Raw genomic sequence first — 3,030 nt, 5'->3', positions numbered from 1 at the left:
TACGCCATCGAAATGAGGGGTCCCTCTTGGACGCCGATCACCCCGCTAAGGGGGTCCCTTTTGCACGCCGATACACACGGTGCGCACGCAAGGCTGATTTCGGTCCTGACGCCGGTCGGCCTGAGACTTTCGGGCAGGGGGGTCAGCGCCGGTTCCACGGATGCGACGGGTCGACCGGTCGCCCATCGCGACCCACGGCCCCCCTCGTGGCGGCTTGCGCGCCTCGCTCCGCCGCCGTCTTCGCATCGGAGCAGGGCTTGCATAGCAGCTGATAGTTGCTGCGCTCGCCGGTCCCGCCCTGCGCCAGCGGGATGATGTGGTCGGCGATCTTGCCTGGCGTCACCCGACCCCGACGATCGCATTCCTCGCACGTCGCCACCTCGCGCAAGAGTCGCGCCCGCATCTTGTCGTGAGCGGTGCCGTAACCGCGTTCGTGACGGCTCGTGGTCGGCCATGGCATCCGGCCGAGCGGATCGAAAGTGGACAGCTCGTTGCCGATCGCGCCCGCCAGCGAGCCGAGGTGGAGCTTTCCGGAGAGCTGCGGCATGGTGCTGCCCAGCGCCTCGCAGATTGGTTTCTGCCGCCGGTGCAGCTCGTCTGCGTCATCCTCGCAGGTGAGATAGAGGGCGGTGCCCTGGCGCGTCTCCAGCCCCATGAAGGGCTGCCCGAGCGCGATGCAGGTGGCGAGCTGCTGGCCCAGGAGGGATTTGCCCGTGGCGCCTGCGCCGGTGAGGTACGTCACCTGCCCGACAAGGATCATCTCATGGAGCGCCCACACGCGGGCTGGCGTCTCCACCGTCGCCCAGGCGGCAGGATCGAGCAGCGGGATAAGCCCGGCCGGGGCATCGGCCACCGCGAGCGCGGCAGCGGTGAGGCTCCGAAGCTCGTCTGCCGTGCCAGTCCAGTCGATCACGTCACCCTTGGGTAACAGGCCGGGCAGATCGACAATTACAGCGCGCCCGCCGGCCGCCTGGATGCTGTCGCGCGCGCCAATAGCGAAGCCACGCCCTTCCTCGTCATTGTCGGGCAGGATCGCCACCGTTCGGTCCCGCAACCACTCGGCATAGTCGTGCCGCCAGCCCTTGGCACCGAACGCGACGGCGGTGGCGGTGAAGCCCCATTCGGCCACCTTGTCGGCCTTGCGTTCGCCCTCCGTGAGATAGACGGGCTCGTCGGGATCGGCCGTCAGGAGCGCCGGCAGGCGGTAAGGAACTCGTTGCGCTTCCCCGAGGCCGCTCCTCCATCCGCCGCGTCCGTCCGGCCGCTCGGCCACGAACCGCTTCCGCTCCCCCCGCCTCTCCTTCCGAACCGTCCGGTAGAGGACCTCGCCATGTTCGTCGGCATAGTCATAGATGCCGGTGACACGGGTCGGCGGCAGGCCGCGGGCGCAGGCGCCAAGCGTCTCTGGGAGCAAGCCGCGCTGCCGACATTCGTCTCGGACCGCCTTCCAGTCGCCGCCGTTGAAGCTGTTGAAGAGCACGTCGTCGCCCTCCGCATCCTTCACGGTCATGCCGCGATCGGCCTTGCTGTGGCCAGGCAAAGGAAAGGCGCCGTAGTTGCCGTGCCAGTCGCCCCCGAAGGCGCGCGTGATCTCCTGGGCGCGGCTCATGCAGCGCGCTCCTGCAGGTCAATCTGATCGTAGTGCGCCCATTCTGCGCCCGCGCGAAGCAGACGATTCCCCGTGGGAAGGTCACAAATGGCGGAGAAGCTGGCGCACCCGACAGGATTCGAACCTGTGACCTCTGCCTTCGGAGGGCAGCGCTCTATCCAGCTGAGCTACGGGTGCCAACGGTGTTTGCGTAGCAGCGCGCGGGCGGCCGCGCCAGTCTTAGCGGCGATGCCGGGCGTCGGCCAGCGTCACCGGCTGGAACGGCGCCAGGCCGCAGGACGCGCCGCGCTGGACCGGGCTGGTGTGGAAGACGGTGATGATGTCGGTCTGGCACAGCTCGGACAGCGAGGTCTCGTAGGCGAAGCGCTGCTCGAACCCGAGTTCCGGACACGCATAGGCCAGCGTCGTGCGGTACACCCGGTTGTCGCGCGTGAACCAGTCGATCGTCCGGTCGTCGCGCACGCGGGACTCGCGGATCTGGGACAGGTGCAGACAGGTCACGGGGGCGCCGGCGGGGGTCGCCTCGGGCACGCGCGAGCGGTCGGCGGCGGCGACCAGCGCGAGCGAGAGGGCGGCGAGCGACAGGCGCCAGGGATGGGACATGGGGTCAGGCTCCGACAGGCGGGGGTGTCTGGGGCTTGAACGCGCAAAGGCCGGCGACGATGCACCGCCAGCATTCGGGGCGCCGCGCCTTGCAGACATGCCGCCCGTGCAGGATCAGCCAGTGATGCGCGCCGCGGCGAAACGGCGCGGGCGTCACCTGCTCCAGCACCGTCTCCACCGCCGCCGGCGTCCGGCCCGGCGCCAGCCCCGTGCGATTGCCGACGCGGAACACATGCGTGTCGACCGCGATCGTTTCCGCCCCGAACGCGACGTTCATCACGACGTTGGCGGTCTTGCGCCCGACGCCCGGCAGCCGCTCCAGCGCATCGCGGTCGGCGGGCACGGTGCCATCATGCTCGTCGAGCAGGATCCGGCTCAGCGCGATCACGTTCTTCGCCTTCGCGTTGTACAGCCCGATCGTGCGGATGTGCCCCTTGAGCGCCTCCTCGCCCAGCGCCACCATCGCCGCCGGATCGCGCACCTCGTCGAACAGCGGCCCCGTCGCCTTGTTCACCGACACATCGGTCGCCTGCGCCGACAGCGTCACCGCGACCAGCAGCGTATAGGGGTTGATCCAGTCCAGCTCGGTCTCGGGCGCCGGATCGGCCGCGGCGAGCCGCCGGTAGAATTCGAAAACGTCCTTCCGCTTCACAGGCCAAGCACGTCCGTCATCGCGTATCGCCCCGGCGCCTGGCCGACCAGCCACAGGCCCGCGCGCACCGCGCCGTGCGCGAAGGTGGCGCGGTCCTCGGCGACGTGCGTCAGCTCGATCCGCTCGCCCTCGCCCGCGAACACCACCTTGTGGTCGCCGATCACTG

Annotated in this window: 4 protein-coding genes and 1 tRNA gene; all 5 read right to left on the bottom strand. The window is 69.5% G+C overall.

The window, feature by feature from the left end; genetic code table 11:
* Positions 1–142 precede the first annotated feature (142 nt).
* Positions 143–1,609 carry an AAA family ATPase gene (locus HUU95_RS12585; protein ID WP_174280415.1) on the bottom strand — a complete coding sequence of 489 codons (1,467 nt, stop codon included), beginning with the start codon at positions 1,607–1,609 and terminating at the stop codon, positions 143–145.
* A 100-nt stretch (positions 1,610–1,709) separates the two neighbouring features.
* Positions 1,710–1,786 (bottom strand) — tRNA-Arg (locus HUU95_RS12580).
* Positions 1,787–1,828: 42 nt separating this feature from the next.
* The gene (locus HUU95_RS12575) at positions 1,829–2,212 is read right to left on the bottom strand and encodes a hypothetical protein (RefSeq protein WP_174280414.1); all 384 of its coding nucleotides are present in this window, start codon (positions 2,210–2,212) and stop codon (positions 1,829–1,831) included.
* 4 nt (positions 2,213–2,216) lie between these two features.
* Positions 2,217–2,864 carry an endonuclease III gene (gene nth, locus HUU95_RS12570; protein WP_174280413.1) on the bottom strand — a complete coding sequence of 216 codons (648 nt, stop codon included), beginning with the start codon at positions 2,862–2,864 and terminating at the stop codon, positions 2,217–2,219.
* Positions 2,861–3,028 carry a dihydrodipicolinate reductase C-terminal domain-containing protein gene (locus HUU95_RS12565; RefSeq protein WP_438827212.1) on the bottom strand — a complete coding sequence of 56 codons (168 nt, stop codon included), beginning with the start codon at positions 3,026–3,028 and terminating at the stop codon, positions 2,861–2,863. The genes nth and HUU95_RS12565 overlap by 4 nt, the downstream gene beginning before the upstream one ends.
* Positions 3,029–3,030: the final 2 nt, after the last annotated feature.

Source organism: Sphingomonas bacterium (assembly GCF_903643065.1).
GTDB lineage: Bacteria > Pseudomonadota > Alphaproteobacteria > Sphingomonadales > Sphingomonadaceae > Sphingomonas.
Note: the sequence above shows the minus strand (reverse complement) of the source record. Positions and strands in the feature narration are given on the sequence as shown.